The sequence below is a fragment of the Paenibacillus sp. Soil522 genome, assembly GCF_001428245.1.
Lineage (GTDB): Bacteria > Bacillota > Bacilli > Paenibacillales > Paenibacillaceae > Pristimantibacillus.
In genome coordinates, this window is record NZ_LMRV01000077.1 from 180,903 (window position 1) to 199,015 (window position 18,113).

At 46.6% G+C, this 18,113-nt stretch carries 16 protein-coding genes and 3 pseudogenes; 13 read left to right on the plus strand and 6 right to left on the minus strand.

Going from position 1 to position 18,113, the window contains the following annotated elements:
- The first annotated feature begins 15 nt into the window (after positions 1-15).
- The 5 genes from ASG81_RS24290 (at position 16) to ligD (ending at position 8,408) form a co-directional block, all read left to right on the plus strand.
- Complete coding sequence (locus ASG81_RS24290; RefSeq protein ID WP_056640467.1) at positions 16-4,479, plus strand: LamG-like jellyroll fold domain-containing protein; 4,464 nt, start codon at positions 16-18, stop codon at positions 4,477-4,479.
- Positions 4,480-4,818: 339 nt separating this feature from the next.
- A complete protein-coding gene (locus ASG81_RS24295; protein WP_056640470.1) occupies positions 4,819-6,102 on the plus strand; it encodes an ABC transporter substrate-binding protein in 1,284 nt (427 codons plus the stop codon).
- A 55-nt stretch (positions 6,103-6,157) separates the two neighbouring features.
- Positions 6,158-6,430, plus strand: coding sequence for a DUF3502 domain-containing protein (locus ASG81_RS24300; protein ID WP_056640472.1), 273 nt, complete (start codon positions 6,158-6,160; stop codon positions 6,428-6,430).
- A 242-nt stretch (positions 6,431-6,672) separates the two neighbouring features.
- A complete protein-coding gene (locus ASG81_RS24305; RefSeq protein WP_056640475.1) occupies positions 6,673-7,515 on the plus strand; it encodes a deoxyribonuclease IV in 843 nt (280 codons plus the stop codon).
- Positions 7,512-8,408, plus strand: a complete 897-nt coding sequence (gene ligD / locus ASG81_RS24310; RefSeq protein WP_056640479.1) for a non-homologous end-joining DNA ligase — start codon at positions 7,512-7,514, stop codon at positions 8,406-8,408. Before ASG81_RS24305 ends, ligD begins: the two co-directional genes overlap by 4 nt.
- 73 nt (positions 8,409-8,481) lie before the next feature.
- Here ligD and ASG81_RS33585 read toward each other — a convergent pair whose 3' ends face one another.
- The 3 genes from ASG81_RS33585 to ASG81_RS24320 form a co-directional block, all read right to left on the minus strand.
- A complete protein-coding gene (locus ASG81_RS33585; protein WP_268795820.1) occupies positions 8,482-8,610 on the minus strand; it encodes a hypothetical protein in 129 nt (42 codons plus the stop codon).
- A complete protein-coding gene (gene ku, locus ASG81_RS24315) occupies positions 8,607-9,443 on the minus strand; it encodes a non-homologous end joining protein Ku (RefSeq protein WP_056640482.1) in 837 nt (278 codons plus the stop codon). Before ku ends, ASG81_RS33585 begins: the two co-directional genes overlap by 4 nt.
- Before the next feature lie 143 nt (positions 9,444-9,586).
- Positions 9,587-9,898 (minus strand): hypothetical protein, encoded by a 312-nt coding sequence (locus tag ASG81_RS24320; protein WP_056640485.1) that lies wholly within the window; start codon positions 9,896-9,898, stop codon positions 9,587-9,589.
- Positions 9,899-10,322: 424 nt separating this feature from the next.
- On the opposite strand from ASG81_RS24320, the gene ASG81_RS24325 reads away from it, so the two are divergent.
- Both ASG81_RS24325 and ASG81_RS24330 read left to right on the plus strand, forming a co-directional pair.
- The gene (locus ASG81_RS24325; RefSeq protein ID WP_056640488.1) at positions 10,323-10,562 is read left to right on the plus strand and encodes a YolD-like family protein; all 240 of its coding nucleotides are present in this window, start codon (positions 10,323-10,325) and stop codon (positions 10,560-10,562) included.
- A 206-nt stretch (positions 10,563-10,768) separates the two neighbouring features.
- Positions 10,769-12,001, plus strand: coding sequence for an aminopeptidase (locus tag ASG81_RS24330; protein WP_056640491.1), 1,233 nt, complete (start codon positions 10,769-10,771; stop codon positions 11,999-12,001).
- Positions 12,002-12,083: 82 nt separating this feature from the next.
- Here the strand turns inward: ASG81_RS24330 and ASG81_RS24335 are convergent, their stop codons facing one another.
- Entirely contained in the window at positions 12,084-12,494 is a 411-nt protein-coding gene (locus ASG81_RS24335) for an ImmA/IrrE family metallo-endopeptidase (RefSeq protein WP_056640496.1), read from the minus strand.
- A gap of 8 nt (positions 12,495-12,502) precedes the next feature.
- Entirely contained in the window at positions 12,503-12,928 is a 426-nt protein-coding gene (locus ASG81_RS24340; protein ID WP_056640499.1) for a helix-turn-helix domain-containing protein, read from the minus strand.
- Positions 12,929-13,187: 259 nt separating this feature from the next.
- Here ASG81_RS24340 and ASG81_RS30335 point away from each other — a divergent pair, with 259 nt between their 5' ends.
- The 6 genes and pseudogenes from ASG81_RS30335 (at position 13,188) to ASG81_RS33170 (ending at position 16,786) form a co-directional block, all read left to right on the plus strand.
- Complete coding sequence (locus ASG81_RS30335) at positions 13,188-13,346, plus strand: YvrJ family protein (RefSeq protein WP_442952955.1); 159 nt, start codon at positions 13,188-13,190, stop codon at positions 13,344-13,346.
- A gap of 366 nt (positions 13,347-13,712) precedes the next feature.
- Positions 13,713-14,137 (plus strand): annotated as a pseudogene (locus tag ASG81_RS33155) (RNA-guided endonuclease InsQ/TnpB family protein); the annotation flags it as partial.
- Between the two features lies 1 nt (position 14,138).
- A pseudogene (locus ASG81_RS33160) lies at positions 14,139-14,568 on the plus strand (RNA-guided endonuclease InsQ/TnpB family protein); the annotation flags it as partial.
- A 1-nt stretch (position 14,569) separates the two neighbouring features.
- Positions 14,570-15,265: pseudogene (locus ASG81_RS33165) on the plus strand (RNA-guided endonuclease TnpB family protein); the annotation flags it as partial.
- A 244-nt stretch (positions 15,266-15,509) separates the two neighbouring features.
- On the plus strand, positions 15,510-15,968 hold the full coding sequence (locus tag ASG81_RS24355) for a hypothetical protein (RefSeq protein WP_056640505.1): 459 nt from the start codon (positions 15,510-15,512) through the stop codon (positions 15,966-15,968).
- Positions 15,969-16,546: 578 nt separating this feature from the next.
- Positions 16,547-16,786, plus strand: coding sequence for a hypothetical protein (locus ASG81_RS33170; protein ID WP_056640508.1), 240 nt, complete (start codon positions 16,547-16,549; stop codon positions 16,784-16,786).
- A gap of 115 nt (positions 16,787-16,901) precedes the next feature.
- Here the strand turns inward: ASG81_RS33170 and ASG81_RS24365 are convergent, their stop codons facing one another.
- Complete coding sequence (locus tag ASG81_RS24365; protein WP_056640511.1) at positions 16,902-17,993, minus strand: alanine racemase; 1,092 nt, start codon at positions 17,991-17,993, stop codon at positions 16,902-16,904.
- Positions 17,994-18,113: the final 120 nt, after the last annotated feature.

Below are 18,113 nucleotides of genomic sequence, written 5' to 3' on the forward strand. Positions count from 1 at the left end.
AAGGAGGAAAATGAAATGGATCCCTTTAAGAAAAGAAAGCGCTGTCAAAAGGTTCTTTTCAGTATTCTTTGTTTTATTTTGGCAGTAACAAGCTTTATCGGTCTTGGCAGCCCGACAGCGAATGCGGCTATTTCACCGCTGATCACTTCTTACAAACCGCAGGTAGTAAATGCCGATGTAAATGCTTCCTATACGGATTCTTCCGGGAACACGATATCAGGAACCATTCACCATCCGGGCATTGCCATGTCTATGGCAGACTTAGACAATATGCGTGATCATGTAAGAGCAGGCGACGAGCCTTGGAATACGGCATTTAATGCTTTTGCAAGTGACCCTTCATCCAGTAAAACTCCAAGAATATATTATGAGCCTGGGAATGATATTTTCATAAATATTCGCGGTCCTTGGGGGTTTACTGACGCAAATGGCGTATATTGGTCTGATCCCAGCGATTATGTAGGAACGCGTGCCAACACGGATTCTGAAACCGCTTTCAAACAGGCGATTATGTGGTATATTACCGGCGATGAAACGTATCGTTCCAATGCCATGACGATCATAAGAGATTATTCTGCCATACAGTCTGTGGCTACACATTCGAGTTTCCGTTTCGCAACGATGACTTATTTGCTCGCGGCAGCGTCAGAAATTTTACGCTATTCCGTTACGCCAACGCAGAGTCTGAAATGGACGGCTGCGGATACTGCGAATCTTACCAATGCGATGAACCTTTGTACGGTTACTTATAACGCTCATACATTTTTTATGAATCAGCATCAGTTTACAGTTATGGGGACTATAGGAAGAGCAATCTTTACCAATGACTTGCAGCTTTATGCAGAGGCAGTAGAAGCAACAACCGTTAATTCCGCAGGTGCTCAAGGAGGGATTAATGGTTCTATTAAGTATCAGATGCGTATGATGACGACAAATGAGGAAACAGGAGCGACATTGGATCCGTCGGATTATCACGTGCAGTTAATAGAAATGGGGCGCGATGTGGGGCATTCTTATGACGATGTCGCTGGACTATCTGCATTGGCACAAACCATCTATGCTCAAGGCACGAAAGTTGACCCGGTAAATGGAACGATGTCTACTGCCGCTAACGCGGTGAATGTATTCAACTTCCTGGATGACCGGTTGCTCGCAGGTACGACGTATGTTCTAAAGTATCATCTGGGTTATGATGTTTTATGGACACCTGCCGGCCATTGGCCAAATTCATATTATGAAACGATCAACGCAGATGGCAGGGGCAGGATCGATGCTTTCTACAGTGTTTTATATAACTATTATAAATATATTGAACAGAGGGATATGACCCAGGAAAAATATAAATACTTGGCCTATGCCTATGAAACGAGAATGCCGGAAGTTGCACCAAAAGATTATCCGCTTGCTATGTTGTTGTACACACCCGATGCAGCAAAGACGGTTGGCTTGAGCAACCAAATCACTTTAGCCGGAATAACAGGGTTGACAGCAACGTCGGCAGGCTCGAATACGATTAACTTAAGCTGGACGGCTGTACCAGGAGCACTAGGGTATAACATCTATCGATCTACAGCAGCAGATGGCGTTTTTACAAAGCTTAACAGTGCGCCCATTACAGCAGCCTCTTACAGCAGTACAGGGTTAAATACGAATACGATTTACTATTATCAGGTAGGTATAGCCGGAGGAACGACGTCCTCTGTTGTATCGGCAACAACAGGAGGAACGGGCACACCGGCTTTGGATGCAAGCAGTTATACCCTTATGGTAAATGATACGCATAATACGGTATTAACGGTCATGTACCCGGACAGGACCGCCCAGAATCTTACCAGTCAAGCCGGTTATTCATCATTAAATACGGCCGTGGCAACCGTGGATTCGGCTGGTGTAGTCAGGGGGATAAGTGCAGGTACAGCTGCGATTACAGCCGCATATAACGGACAGACTTATAATGCCACTGTACAAGTAGTAGCGGATACTAACTTAAAAACCTGGTATCCATTTAACGAAACAAGCGGAACTACAGCCGCGGATTCTTCCGGATATGGGAACAGCGGGACTGTTAATGGCGGCACTAATGCAACGTGGACAACAGGTAAATATGGGAATGCCATTAACTTTGGAGGAACGAATACCACTGCCGCTTATGTGGCGCTGCCAGGCAATGTCGTGGATAATTTCACAAGTATGACTATTTCTGCCTGGGTCAATAGCAGTAATACGTCTGATGCGATCAGCTTATTTACGGCCGGGCCGGCTGCTGCTGCAATTCCGACGAAATATATGATGATGATGCTTAATGGAAGCCGATTTACGATTACCGCAAATGGAAATTCGGCAGAGCAGAATATTTCACCAGGCGGCAATTTAACGGCGAACACCTGGAAGCACATCGCGGTTACATTAAACGGCAGCACCGGCACTCTATATATAGACGGAGCGCAAGCAGCACAAAATACGGGGATGACGTTAAAGCCTTCCGATTTGGCGCCGACTAGCAGCGGAAACTTTATAGGAAAATCGGCATGGACAGGAGACAAATATCTGAAAGGGCAGGTTGATGACTTCAGAATCTATAACCGTGCTATAAGTGCTTCTGAAGTTACGAGTGTGATGAATGGACAAACTTTGGCCACCGTGACGACAGCGCCAACAGGAGTCACGGCAACACCAGCAGATTATAGTTCGATAAACCTGAGCTGGTCTGCAGTAACAGGAGCAACGGGCTATCATGTATACGTGGCTAATTCTTCAGCAGCTAATGCTATTTATACAAAGGTAAATACGGATGTTATTACAGGAACAACATTTGAAAGCAAAGGATTAAAGTCTAATACAACTTATTACTATAAAGTAACAGCAGTAAATGCAGTAGGAGAATCAGGCATATCCGTTATAGCTTCAGCAAAAACCCCAAATGCCATGCCGGATTCTAGTTTGATAGCTTGGTATAAATTTGACGAATCAAGCGGGACTACAACCGCAGACTCATCCGGATACGGGAATAGCGGGACTGTAAATGGCGGCAGCAATACAACCTGGACGGCAGGTAAATACGAGAATGCCATTAACTTTGGAGGAACGAATACTACTGCCGCTTATGTAACTCTTCCAGGCAATATTGTGGATAATTTAAGCGATATGACCATTTCGGCCTGGGTGAATAGCAGTAACACGGCTGATGCGATCAGCTTATTTACGGCTGGGCCGGCAGCGGCAGCAACTCCGACGAAATACATGATGATGCTTCTTAAGGGAAGCCGATTTACGATTACCGCAAACGGCTCTTTGGCAGAACAGAATATTTCACAGGGCAGCAATTTATCGGCCAACACATGGAAGCACGTTGCTGTAACTCTATCCGGCAGTACGGGTATTCTATATATAGACGGAGCAGAGGCGGCAAGAAATACCGGGATGACGTTTAAACCTTCCGATTTGGCGCCAACCATCAGCGGAAACTTTATCGGAAAATCTGCATGGACAGGAGATAAATATTTAAAAGGGCAGGTTGATGATTTCAGAATCTATAACCGTGCTATAAGCGCATCTGAAGTAACTAATGTGATGGATGGGAAAACATTAGCAGTACCGACTGTACCGACAGGTTTGTCAGCCAAGGCGGCAAGCGGTTTGCAAATCGGCCTTAATTGGACGGCTGCCTCGAATGCGACCGGTTATAACGTCAAGCGCGCTACAGTCAGCGGAGGCCCCTATACAAACATTGCTACAGTCATAACGGGAACAAGTTATACGGATACAGGCCTGACTGCCGGCGCCGCGTATTATTATGTCGTAAGCGCTGTTAATCCTGGCCATGAGAGTAATAATTCTACGGAAGCCAGCGCAACAATGCCAATAGCGCAGCTTGAATTCAACGAGACAAGCGGAATAACGGCAGCCGATGCCACTGGCAGCGGTTGGAACGGCACTCTTGCGGGCGGCCCGTTATGGGCTGCCGGTAAAAGCGGCAACGCCGTGGATCTTGACGGAACAAACGACTATGTTGCTCTTCCTGCCGGTCTTGTCTCCAGTGCAGACAATGCCACCATTGCGGCTTGGGTGAATCTGGATACCGTGAGCAACTGGATGCGTATTTTTGATTTCGGTTCCGGAACTTCAACTTATATGTTCCTCACGCCGAAAAATGGATCTAACGGCAAAATCCGCTTTGCGATCAAGAACAATGGCTCAAGTGAACAAATCATTGAGGGGCAGTCGGCGCTGCCAACAGGAGGCTGGCATCATGTAGCCGTCACATTGAATGGCGCAACGGGCACCCTCTACGTTGACGGTCTTCAAGTAGGGAGCAATACCGCCATGACCCTTAAACCGTCCGATCTGGGCTCCACCACACAAAATTGGATCGGCCGCTCCCAATTTGCCGACCCCTATCTCAATGGGCGTGTGGATGACTTCCGTATTTATAGTAGAGCTCTTACTGCCAGCGAGATCACTGCCCTTGCCGCATTGTAACAGGTAAAACGATGGACAGGAGGTCCGGGATATGAAGCCGGGAGTGCTCCAGACCGATTTCCGCTCACAACAGCGTTTGTGATTGCATCGAAGTCATCAAGCTGATACAAGGTAAACTGGACGCGGGAGGAAAATTACCCCTTCTGGCGTAACCAATGTCGGCGCCAGGCATATTCCAATTTGTATGGCGCCGGCGTTTTTTCATGATTGGAATTGGTGAAACTTACTATAAAACAGCTGCATTCTATATGTTGATGTTAAATACCCAAATTTGGCTGAACTCGCCCCAAAGGCGTTATAGTATATATCAAGGTTATGAGAAAGGAAGGCCATGCTGGAATGAAACGCAAAATCAAAAAAATCGCTATCCCTGTCCTCGGAATTTTGGTCTGCATAACAGGGATCTTGTCGGCGTGCGCTAACAGTAACTCCGAAAGCGGAAACACGGCAGCCCCGACGGACGCTTCGACCGAAGCGGTCAAAAACCCGTTGGAACCGGTGGTGCTTAAGCTGATGCTTTTTGGCGGCAAGCCGATAGATTTGGACAAGGTACTGTCCAAATTCGAGGAGATCACTAAGGATACGCTTAATACGAAACTTGAATTTGAATACAACCCCGTGCCCGATCATAAACAAAAAGTATTGCTAAAAATGTCAACAGGCGAACCGGTTGACTTATTGTTTGACGCTCCATGGCAGCAATTATACAACAATGTCAGTCTGGGTTATTACCAACAGCTTGACGAATATTTCAATAATGACGTTTACCCGGGACTGAAAAAAGCATTTCCCCCGGAAATTATCGAAGCCAATAAAATCAATGGACATATTTATACCATTCCGTTTATGACCTCGTATGTCGATCCGTCAATTGTCAGCATCCGAAAGGATATTCGCGAAGAGCTGGGCATGAAGTCGATTAAAACGATGGAAGAGCTTAGGATCTACTATGATAAAGTACTGGAGAAGTACCCGGATTATATTCCTTTACCGGTAGGCGGGCGCGGATATTTTAAAATGTTTATTCCCGAGGAGAAAGGGCGCAAGGATATTCGCTTGGCACCGATACTTGCCGAATCCTTTACCGGCGGAATTCCGTTCAGCGTCGCTCTGTCGCCAGACGGGAAGAAGGTGCTCGGCGCTGCGACGATAGGGGATCCGGAGTCCGAATTCGCCCAATTCCCTGCGCCATTTCATACACATGATTTCATCTATGGGCACTTTGGGACGCGAACCGAGTGGAGAAAGTATAGCAATAAAGATCCACTGTCGGTCGCTGCGGTACAGGCTCTCGATCCTGCGAAAAATGTTTCTGGTGAAGGAAGTCTGACTGGATTGGCAAGGGCAAGATCCGACCTGAAGAAAGTAGTACCGAATAGCGACATGGAACCGTTCCTTTACCAAAGCCAAGAGGTTCGGGATATGAAGCCGGGAGCACTCCGGACCGATTTCCGCTCAGTCAACAGCGTGGTCATTCCCGTTAGCTCCAAATATGCGGATCGCACGATGAAGTTCATCGATTGGCTCTTCAGCAGCAAAGAAAACCACGATTTGTTCGAGCTTGGCATCGAAGGCGAGCATTGGATCAAAGATGGAGACAACGGCTACAAGACGACGCTATGAGTTAACCTGGAATCCCTCACTTTCCCGAATAAATACGAATCAGGATGCCGAAACCTTGAAATACCTTGCTTATGCAAAGGATAAAAACAGCTACTATCAAATTCCGTTGTCCGGATTTATATTCGACACGAACCCGGTCGCAACGGAAATTGCTAAAATTACACCGAAATTGCAAGCGGCGGCAGATATCCTCATGAGCGGCCTGGAGCCAAAATGGCGCGAGCTCGCTCAGAAAGCAAATAAAGAAATGCGCGATTTGGGACTTGAGAATATTCGCGCGGAAGTCATCAAGCAGGTTCAAGCTTATCTGGATGCGGGAGGAAAATAATCTTTTTTGCATAATGAAAGCCGGTACCAACTAAAATCCATGTTGTCTGAGGCCGGCTTTTTTCGCGATCGGATGCATGAATAAATTTCTGGGCAATCTCTATTTTTATCCCTTCACATCTAACTGATCCAGATCCTTCAACATTTATTCTAAATCCTGGTATATTCGATATTCGTGTAAGGAAGTATAAAAGTATATTTGCCTGAGAAGCATAAAATGGTTGGAATGAGGGGAGAAAATGAATGAAGCTTGGAAGTCATGTGAGTATTAGCAACGGATATCTAGCCGCAGCCCAGAAGGCATTAAAGCTGGGGGGAAAGGCTTTCCAGTATTTTCCCAAAAATCCGCGCAGTTTGTCTATGAAGTCCTATGATCATAGGGATGCAAATAGTTGTGATCGTTTTTGCCAAGAGCATGGACTTATTTCCGTAGCACATGCCCCTTATCCCACTAATCTATCTATTGAAGATCCAAAGATGCAACAAGTGATGATTGGTTCCATTTTAAACGATTTAGATATTACAGAAGCGTGTGGATCAATCGGCCTTGTCGTACATTTTGGGAAATATAAGGGTCATGATCCCCTTCAGGGATATAAATTAATGATCGATATGCTGAATAAAGTTCTTATAAACTGGAAAGGTAAATCCCTTTTACTTATTGAGAATAATGCTGGACAAGGGGTGAAAATGGGGATCATGTTTGAGGAGCTTGTGCAAATCCGTGATCTGACGGATTATCCCCATAAAATTGGATATTGCCTCGATACGTGCCATGCATTCGCAAGCGGGTTATGGACAGGGCATAATTGGACTACAATTATGGAGAAGGGAATTGATTTAGGGTACTTCACCAACCTTAAAGCTGTACATCTTAATGATTCTGTATTTCCGAGCAGCTCCTTTAGGGACCAACATGCCAATGTCGGAAAGGGATATATCGGCGAAAATAATATGAAGGAATTTTTGCACAGCCCTGTAATAAGGGATCTGCCCATCATCTTGGAGACACCGAGTTCTCAGGGTTATTCTCATCGGGATGAGATTAAATATGTATACACACTTGCTGCGAGGTGGGATGCATGATCAAAGAATTTGAGATTGAGGTTGAAGGACATTCAATTAGGATTACGAATCCGGAGAAACTACTTTGGCCAGAGTCCCAGATATCAAAATTAGACTATATAAGATACCTGATTGAAATGGCGCCATATTTTCTCCCTTATGCAAAAGATAGGTTGTTAACCACCATCCGCTATCCCAATGGGATTCATGGAAAATCGTTTTATCAAAAAAATCTGCCTGATCATGCTCCTGAATGGGTTGCTGCGCATGTCTGGCGAGAAACCAATTATATTTTGGCTAATGATATCCCGACGTTAATTTGGCTTGGAAATCAAGCATGTTTAGAATTTCATGTTTCGTTCAATCTTTACTACCAGCCGAAGCTTCCAACAGAATTAGTGTTTGACTTAGATCCTACCGATACGGATAACTTTAACTTAGTATTAGAAGTAGCCTTACGAATCAAGGAAGTCCTAGATTCGTTAGGACTAATCAGCCAGCCAAAAACATCAGGTGCTTCAGGTTTACAAATCTACATACCTATTGAGGCACGGTATACCTATGAGCAAACACGTTATTTAAATAAGTTTATTGCCCAATATATTGCGGATAAGTACCCGCAGCTGGTCACAGTTGAACGCCTCGTTAAAAATAGAGGGACAAAGCTCTATTTTGATTATATCCAGCATGGTGAAGGGAGAACATTACCTGCCCCTTATTCCCCGCGTGCAAGAAAGGAAGCATCTGTATCAACCCCTGTGACATGGGAGGAAGTTCGAATTGGTTTTTCTCCACGTGATTTTACAATAAAAAACGTGAAACAGAGGGTGGATGAGATGGGGGACTTTTTCGATTTAATGACAAAGCAAAAAGCAAAGCAATCCATCGATCAGCTGCTTCAATTTATTAAATGAAGGATCTTCATCAAATACTCTGCGTACATAAAAGCTCATTCCATTGAATGAGCTTTTATAGGTCTATTCATGCTTATTTAAGCGCGAGCGTGCGCTTGCCATCCCATTTGATTTGGTATCCCCGCTCTATGCCGACAGGAATGTCGGAAGAAGTGATCGGCGCCATGGGCACTTTGGGAGGGAATAGGGATAATTGGTTCATGACACGACATCCTTCGCTTTCTTCGCGGGGCTCTTCCGTTTTTTGGGAGCGGCGGGCGGTATTTTTGCAGCTTCAAGTGAGGCTTGGAGCGCAGCCATCAAGTCAATGACATTAGAGCGGCCGGCTGTCGGTGCCGAAACCATATCGACGCTTTCGCCGGCAATTTTCTGCTGAATGGCATCCAGCATTGCGGCGCGGTAGTCATCCGTATACTTTTCAGGATTAAAGCTTTCGGACAGCTGCTCAATCAATGCCTTTGCCATTTGCAGTTCTTTTTCATTGACATGGATTTGCTCCGGCAGGTTAGGTACCTGCGATAGGGAACGAATTTCATCGGGATAATGCATCGTCTCCATGCAAAGGCAATTTCCGACGACACGGACCGCCGCCAGGCTGCTTTTGCTTCGAATCGATATTTTGGCAATACCGATTTTGCCCGTTTGTCTTATCGCCTCAAGCAGCAGGTTGTAAGCTCCGGCTCCGGCCATGTCAGGGGAGAGATAGTAAGCCTTTTGAAAATACAAAGGATCGATATCGGTCAGATTAACAAAGTCTAGAATTTGAATGACCCGTGCGGCTTCCGGCTTTATCGCTTCGAGCTCTTCCTCGTTAAAAAGAACAAACTTGCCCTTTTCATATTCAAACCCTTTTGCGATATCTTCGGGTTTGACCTCTTGTTCGCAGTGAGGGCATGTCTTTGCATAGGAGATCGGCATGCCGCATGCCTTATGGATTTGACGGAAATGAATGTCCTTGTCTTCCGTAGCTGTAAACATTTTTACCGGTACGTGAACCAGCCCAAAGCTGATTGCACCTTTCCAAACCGTATGCATACAATCCCGCCCTTCTTTTTTTCAATAGGATGCTCGTGTTTGGTAAATTTATACGAACAAAACCCAGCTCCCGGCTTTACGGCAATGCAGAAGAGACCCTTCACATGTTCGTCTGAACTTGTGAAAGGCCTCTTTTTTTGGAGCTAGTTGCTGCTTTCCTTCTGCGCAGCCTTCGCAAGCTGCTGCCTCAGCTCAGCGTTCTTAGCGGCAAGCTGCTTGGCTAAATCAGCCTGAGAAGCATCAATTCTGGCTACCTCGCCGTTTAATTTTGTAATTTGGGTCATTTTGCTGCTTAGATCACTGGGGGAGGAGCTCATTTTGATATTTTTTTGCAGCTGCTTTATTTTGGAGAGAGCCTTTTCTTTTTTGTTCTTATCGTTAAAGCTTTGCTTTTGCAATTCAGCGATTTCTCTTTTTAACCGGCTTGTTATGGATGTAGTGAAGCTAATGGACATGGAGGCACCTCATAATCGTATAGTGTTGCGTCGTCCCATTTTACTATAAAAAGCCTGTTTAAGCGAGAAAGGGATCAGGAAGGAAGACATCTTAAGTACATGATATGCTCTGCAAGCTCCGGCATTCTGCTTCTTACGGTTTCCGGCACAGGGAGATGCATGGCTGGCGGCGGGCTGCCTACTTGTGTCCGCAAATCATACTGAAGTATCATTAATCATTGTAGCGCAAATCGAGTATACGAGGCCGCTTTGGTCATGCACGGGAAGAGGAATATAGAAATAAAAAGTAAGCTAACTCAAATACCGGCATGCTATAATAGATATATTCGCGTAACTTAGATGGATAGAAAAAGGGTCTCCTCGGAGGTGAGGGGACCTTTTTTATTGAAAATAGAGGTTGCCATACATAGCAGGAGGGGAAAAAATGGCAAAAGGACCGAAGCGGCCAACCAGAGATGAATTTGAGCTGGAGGAGCTGGGCGAGAGATTGGTAGAGGCCAAGCAGGAAGGCACGGAGCTGCTGCTGACGATTTGGGCATCCGAGCAGGTGAGAGGCGTCATTACGGCGCTGGATTCAAGAACGAAGAAGGTTCATGTAGAGCATATGGGAGCCGTAACGAAAATTCCTTTCTTAGACATTATGAAGGTGGAAAGCCCGTATTAAAACAAGAAGCTTGGTAGGGAAGAAATACGTTATAAGTTGAAACAAATAGGCCTCCCTCGTTCAAAAGCTGAACGGCTGGGAGGCTTATTCATCATGTCCGAGCCCCTCAAGCCTCGTTTGAGCAATTCTTTGGTGAGCCTTATAATGAAGTAAGGCTAACGTTTGATAAAACTTGTAAATTGATCATGGAGGCGGATCGATTATAAATGTATCCATCAAAACAACATTTAGAAAATTACGCAGCGCTCGCGGTTAACGTTGGCGTCAATGTGCAGCAAGGGCAGACGGTTGTCGTTATGGCGCCGATTACGGCTGCTCCTCTGGTACGTCTTATTGCATCAAAAGCTTATGAGGCCGGAGCGAAAAACGTCCATGTGGAATATAACGATGAGGAGCTATCGCTCATTAAGTATAAGAAAGCGCCAGAGGAGGCTTTCTCGGAATATCCGATGTGGAGGGCCAAAGCCTGGGAAGAATACGTGGAGACAGGGGCGGCGTTTATTCAGATTTATTGTCCTAATCCCGATCTGCTTAACGGCGTAGACCCGGCTCGGGTAGCGACGGCATCTAAGACAGCTTCTGCTGCGCTTAGCGGCTACCGCGGTTCACTGATGAATCACACCAATGCCTGGTCTCTTATTTCATATGCTACGCCTGAATGGGCAGCCAAAGTATTCCCGGGTCTTGCGCCGGAAGAAGCCGTTCAGAAGCTATGGGAGCGGATTATTGATGCTACCCGCATTGGCTTGGAAGATCCGATTCAAGCATGGAAGGAGCATAATGCGAAGCTGCTCCAAGTGGTTGAGCAGTTGAATCGCAAGCGCTATAAGCAGCTTCAATACGAAGCACCGGGCACAAGCTTGACCGTTGAGCTGCCTGAAGGCCATATCTGGCTTGGCGGCTCCAAAGCAAACGCCAAAGGAATTTTCTTCAATCCGAATATGCCTACGGAAGAAGTCTTCACGATGCCGCATAAAGATGGAGTGAACGGCACGGTTCGCAGCACGAAGCCTCTAAATTATAACGGACAAGTGATTAACGGCTTCTCTCTGACCTTCAAGGATGGCAGAGTCACCGATTATTCCGCCGAGCAAGGCTATGAGGCGCTGTCTAATTTGTTGAAGACTGACGAAGGGGCTAGACATTTGGGTGAAGTCGCTCTTGTGCCTCACGACTCTCCCATCTCTAACTCCAATGTGATTTTTTTCAATACGTTGTATGATGAGAACGCCTCTTGTCATCTTGCGCTGGGCCAGGCGTATCCGGTTAACCTTGAGGGAGGCACAAAAATGTCGCCTGAGGAGCTTCTCGCGCATGGAGCGAATAGGAGCCTGACTCATGAGGACTTTATGATCGGGTCGCCAGATATGAATATTGACGGTGTGACGCAGGCCGGCACTCGCGAGCCGATCTTCCGCAATGGAAACTGGGTAATTTAGCCTACTGTTTCTAACAACTATGAGGCTTTGATTCCGCAGCAGCTGCTGCATAATCAAAGCCTCATTTGTATGCTGTATCGTATCAAAAATAAAACTTGTGCATTTCCGCAGGAACACGATTTCGCTTAAGCAGCTCCTCAAGCGTCTCGCTGGCAGCGGGAGAATCGCCGGCCGTCAGCAGCCTTACTGCAAATTTACTCGCTTGCCGCTCATACTTTCCCGCATTAAAAAACGACTGCTCATCCAGCCAAAAGCGGTTAAAGCCAGGGTGCAGCCGGTCATGCCCGAGCTCATGAGCGCATACGAACCGGCGCCAATCCTCCGGCAGCGAATCGTGGATGACGATAAACCGGCGGCGCAGCTTTTTGAAATAGAGTCCTCGCGTGTCTTCGCCGAGGTCTGCATATCGGATATGAATGCCAAGACCCTCAGCGATGGTGAAGGGGTCGTTGGTCTTGAATTTCCGGATGAGCTTCAAAATCATTTTATCCATAGCAACACCTACCCATTGGCATCATCAGGAGCATCGCCCTTCGACTCGGTCTTTTTTTTGTGTTTGTTCATTTGCTTAGCTTCCCAGAACAGTCCGGTCAGCACATCCATTACGCGCTGACGGTCGGCCTCACTCAGGGGTACGCCGTCGAACATAATTTCCCCATCTTCTTCTAACAGCTTTTTGAAGTCGCGCTTATCCTTATACGTCGCCCAATCGGGAATAGTTGCCGGGGCTGCATCGCGGCCAAGCAAATAATCGGTGGTCGTATTTAACAGATCAGCCATTTTTTGCAGATCCTCGCTTGTCGGCGTTACCCGGTCGTTCTCGATATGCCCGACATTCGACCGGCCCATCGCAAGCTTCGTGGCGATATCCTGCTGCGTCAATCCGCGTTCGATTCTCAATTGTTTTATTCTTGTCCCTAGTGACATTTTGAATACCCTCCATTTTTCGTTTTACAGTATTTAAAATACTTGACGGTATTATAAATACCTAATACAATGAGATTCATCAGGTTAACTTGCATATATAGTCTTAAAAGAATTGAAACGATATTTTAAATACTTATTAAGTAGTATATTTTGTCGGTTGGATATTGTCAATACCGTAAATGCCGCCTAAAAGAGAACACAGTTTTAAAAAGATAGGTATTTTAAATACCTTACTATAATTACGGAAGGAGGTGAACTTATGATGGAGACGATATCAATTGCCCCAATAATTGCCGCGGTTGGACAAGTCGGATTTCCTATCGTTTTAACCGTCTACTTGCTCATTCGTTTTGAGAAAAAAATTGATGCGCTTTCGACCTCAATTATTGAATTAATTCACGAACGCCGGGATAAATGAAGCGGGGACAGTTAGGGGAAATGCCGCTTTGCACAAGCAGCAGGCTGCTGCGGTTTCGGCAGCCTGCTGACGTGCAAAAGGAGATACGGGATGAAAGCAAGCAAATTAATGCCAGGAGATGAAATACGTATCATTGCACCTTCCAGAAGCTTATCGTTGATTGCGGCTGATCAGATAGAAATAGCTAAAAGGAAACTAGAGCATCTGGGTTTCATCGTTTCAAGCTCCAAAAATTTACCCTTATTGCATCTAATCCGAAACGATTGTGCGGCTATAACTTATTCTTCCACATGTTTTAGCGATATAATACAAGGGAACGTATGTTCCTGAATATGATCGGTAGGGGGTGAAGTCATGACAGATTTAATGCCCAAATACAGGACTTATCAAGTGTGGGTCAAACCCGGCCATCGGCTGTTTGCGTACCTGGACCAAGCGTGTCAGAACGCCAAGAACCTGTATAACATGACCAACTTTTACATCCGACAGGTGTTTACTTCCTTTGGGCAGAAGGAGTCATTGCAGCCGTTGCAACAACAAGTAATAAGTACAATGGAAGCGCATATCGATGCGATGAACGAACGGCTGAGCGAGAAGAATCGTTCCAATCCGTTCAAGCTGCCTTCCAAGGAGAAGCCATTTATTTCTTATAACTTCTTGGATGCATTGTTCAAAGTGATGGATCAGAGCGAGTATCGGGCACTCCCCGCGCAAAGCAGTCAAGGCATCATGAAGATTGCATTTCAAAACTGGCTATCTTTCTTCGCCAGTATGAAGGACTACCGAAAGCANAGTCAAGGCATCATGAAGATTGCATTTCAAAACTGGCTATCTTTCTTCGCCAGTATGAAGGACTACCGAAAGCATCCCGGGAAATACAGCGGAAAGCCTCGTATACCGGGATATGTCCATAGTAAAGTGAAAGAAGTCGTGTTCTCCAACCAGGATTGCGTGATTAAAGAACAGAAGTATCTTAAACTTCCGAAGACCAAGCTGCAGCTTAATATCGGCAAGCTAGGCTGTACCGACGGACAACTGAAGCAGGTGCGTGTGGTGCCGAGCCACGGCCAATTTGTCGTCGAAATGGTCTTCGTTTATCCGTTAGAAAAGAAGAAAGCAGTGACAGCAAACGTGCTCGCGATTGATCTTGGCGTTGAAAATCTTGCAACCATCGTTACGACTACCGGTTCGAAACCGATGCTCGTGAAGGGCAAGATGATCANGCGTTGAAAATCTTGCAACCATCGTTACGACTACCGGTTCGAAACCGATGCTCGTGAAGGGCAAGATGATCAAAGCGATTAATCAATATTACAACAAGAGGAAGGCTCATAATATCGGCATTCTTCGTCAGGGCAAGAAATCGCACGAAGGTGCACATACGTCAGCCCGATTGGAACGTTTGCATCTGAAGCGCTATCGCCGGATCAAAGACTTGTTCCACAAAGTAAGCCGTCATATCGTTCAATTGGCAGTGGAGCAACAGATCGGCACGATCGTCACCCGCGCATAACGATGGATGGAAGCAAGCGTCTGCGATCGGACGACGAAACAATCAGTCTTTCTGTCACATCCCGCACCAGACGCTCGTTAGGATGATCCAGTATAAAGCTGCTGAACAGGGAATAGCCGTTACGTTGACCGAAGAAGCGTACACCTCGAAAGCTAGCTTCCTCGATCAAGACCCATTGCCGCGTTATGATGAAGAGGGGATATGGCTCTTCTCTGGCAAGCGGATTCATCGAGGGCTGTATACGAGCACGAAGGGCCTGATTAATGCCGATGTGAACGGCGCAGCGAACATCTTGCGAAAAGTATTCCCAAACGTATCCGCCCAAGGAACAGATGGGATAGAGGGGTTGGATGGTAACCAGACCGTCAACGTGTCAACTCCACTGGTGTTAAGCATTCTGAAGTAAGTAAGGATGATACATCAGAAACCCCCACTTCAATCGAAGCGACAGCATCGGTAAGTGGCGGGAATATTCATGCGAATAAATCAAATGAAATGAGGCGTTTGCAATGAGTGAAATCAGAGAGCAGCTTGTATATAGCGACGAGCATGAATGGGTGCTCCGGGTNGATGGGATAGAGGGGTTGGATGGTAACCAGACCGTCAACGTGTCAACTCCACTGGTGTTAAGCATTCTGAAGTAAGTAAGGATGATACATCAGAAACCCCCACTTGCCGAAGCGACAGCATCGGTAAGTGGCGGGAGTATTCATAAAAAGACAGGATTAACGACTTATTCAGGACCTCATTTTTCTACGTTTGGCATGCTTCATGGAAATGAATATACCGAACTATATTTTAAAAAGATCATGATACAGGATGAGCTGACCGTCATTCAGCCTGCGAAGGAATGGAGCGATGACCTGTGGTATTTGGATCAAGTGAACCGTTCATTTATCAGGAATGAAGGACCATATGCTATAAACCATGGAAAAGCCGAGGGAACCATAATCGGAGGAAATCTGTGCACGCTGAAGGAATTAGATCATATTCCAGTTATCACCGATGCCGATTTTGGACATACAACTCCACAGTTTACTTTACCCATAGGCGGATATTCATACATAAAAGCCTATGACAATAATATAGAGATCATTATTGAAGACTAAGGAAAAATCAGCTTTAGGCAACTGCTCATTTCCTGCAAAAGCCCATACGCTTTTCACCTTGTATCATAGGATATTGTGTAAGACATCAAAAAGGAGATGAACAAATGAACTATGGAGTAGCAGGTGCCAATGTAGGACCAGGATACTGCGCACCGTACCCGGTTGCAGGCGTAAGCCATTGCGTAGGCGGATCCTCAAACCTTGGCTTTATTCTCGTTCTCTTTATACTACTCGTTATTATATTGCGCTCTTGTTGCTTTTAATCGCTCAGCTGTAGCTAGCTTCTGAGCCGGTATAAGCGTATTGCTACTAACTGCAAGCATAATAACAACCCTAAGGTGCCTGAGCCTTAGGGTTGTTATATGTTAGTTTTTTGGACGAGCTTATGAATTGGTATATTAATGACTTGAAGGTTCTTTTGCCTGAGCGGGTTTTGTCGGACCAGGCAAGCTGATCACTGTATAAGAAGGGTGTGGGCTGCAGCCAAAAATGAGCAGGAGCACATTTTGCACAAACGCCTATACAATTTTCGTCTAGAATCATAGGATACTGTACCTTGATAAAAAGGAGATGAACAAATGGGCTATGGAGGAGTAGCAGGTGCAAACGTAGGACCAGGAAACTACCCAGTTGCGGGTGCCGGTGTAGGACCAAACGTACCTTACCCGGTTGCAGGTGCAAACGTAGGACCAGGACACTATCCGGTTGCAGGTGTAAGCCATTGCGCACCTGTAGTTGGCGGAGTATTCTCAAATGTAGGAATAATTTTAGTCCTATTCATACTACTTGTAATCGTTTCCCGCGCTTGCTTGTGGTAGTCGACAAAGCTTACTTGTAAATCGGTAAAATTGCGTTTCCACTAACTGAAATAGGTTTAAAACCCCCAAGTGCCTGAGCCTTGGGGGTTTGGCATGCCAGAATCCCTCCTTCGCTCTATTCGAGCATTCCGCGTGCCGCTACAGCTGTCTTTCGCAGCTTTCCGGACGATTCTTTGATGTAGACGAAGCTGTGTAAATTGACCGTACTGCAAATGTGATTAGGGATGATACGAATGACGTCGCCCACCTGATACACCGCATCCGGCTTTACCCGAATCATGCCATGCTCTTCGTTCATGCGCTCCAGCACCGCATCGGGATCGCAGACAATATGGCCGAAGCCCTTGAGAAACAGCGGGGCATTGTCCGGCTGTATGTCTGTCGCGAACGTTTTGCTGCCGCCATCGATAATGACTAAGTCATCCGAGGGACGGCTAATGATTGTAGCGAACACGGCGCCGGCGCAATTATCAAAGGTGCAAGTGCCGAAGGCAGCCTGCATCCGGTCCTGATAAATATAAGTGCCGGGACGAACCTCGGTCACGCCTTCCACCTCGGCGGCGAACGCCGCAGTGGGCGAGGACCCGACGCTCACGTCTTGAATAGCGATTCCGGCGCTTCTTAGAGCTGCTGCCGCATCGGCCATTAAGCGGCCTTCCTCATGACCGGCGGCTCTCACATCGAGCGTCGATGCTCCGCCAAGCATAGCGCCCCGGTAGGTGAAAATGCCGCTAAGCTTAATCTTGTTTAGCCCGCTAATTTGCTTGGCCAGCTGTACCGCTTTGTCGATTGCAGCTCCTGTGCGCCGCAATCCCGTTTCCAGTTCAAGCCGCACCTCAAGCTCGGCGCCTTCGCGCTCGGCCGCTTCAGAAATTCGTTTAGCGCCTTCCAGGCTATCCACCCCGATGATCAAACGAATGCCGGACAGACTTAAACGAGCCGCTCTTTCAAGCTTGGATTTAGCGATAAGCTGATAAGCGATGAATATATCGCGTATGCCGCCGCTTGCCATTACTTCAGCCTCGGAAATTTTTGCAGCGGTTATGCCGATAGCGCCAGCGGCGATTTGCCGGGCAGCCATCTCCGGCAGCTTATGAGTCTTAGCATGGGGACGAAGCTTCACGCCGCAGCGTTGTACCGCCTCCGCCATTGCAATGATGTTGGCATCGACAATGCTGCTGTCGATGACGAGGCAAGGGGTTTCCAGCTCGCGTCCTTCATATAACGGTTAACCGGCGTCATGGAGTAGGTGGCGGAACGGGATCGCCTGCGGCCTGCTCAATGGCTGCTTCGGTTTTAAATACCTTATGTACCTTCTTGTAGATGG